1 pseudogene is annotated in these 446 nt (G+C 69.1%); it reads right to left on the bottom strand.

Annotated elements, in window-relative coordinates:
* Window positions 1-446, bottom strand: a pseudogene (locus HR086_RS47535) (DNA ligase-associated DEXH box helicase); the annotation flags it as partial.

Raw genomic sequence — 446 nt, forward strand, 5'->3', positions numbered from 1 at the left:
GGCGTTCGGCCCACAGTGGAAAGCCCAGGGGCGTCAGCGATGCAGGGCGCTGCATCGACATGCGTCGCGCGCCGATCCGGACCAGCACCTGGCGCAGCCCCGGCAGGTCGAGGCTGTCATGCAGCACTTCGCGTTCGGCGAGCGCCAGCAGCAGGTGCTCGGGGTCATGCTCGCGCAATACGTCATACAGCAGGCCCGCCGAGGCCTGCAGTTGGCGCAGCGATCGCGGCATGCCCCCCGGCAGGCTGGGTACCAGCAGGCCTGCGACGCGCGCGATGCCACGGAACTGGCGCCGCGCAAGCTCGCCCAGGTTCACCGCCGCACGCAGATCGTCCAGCAGCTGATCGGTGGTGAACAACGCATGCCATTGCGCCGCGTCCAGGTCGATCGCCTGCGCCGGTGCCAGCACCAGGCCGTGATCATTCACGGCATAGCCGATGCTGTTG

Origin of the sequence: Myxococcus sp. CA039A (genome assembly GCF_013336645.1) — a bacterium.
In the GTDB taxonomy this organism is placed as follows: domain Bacteria; phylum Myxococcota; class Myxococcia; order Myxococcales; family Myxococcaceae; genus Myxococcus; species Myxococcus llanfairpwllgwyngyllgogerychwyrndrobwllllantysiliogogogochensis.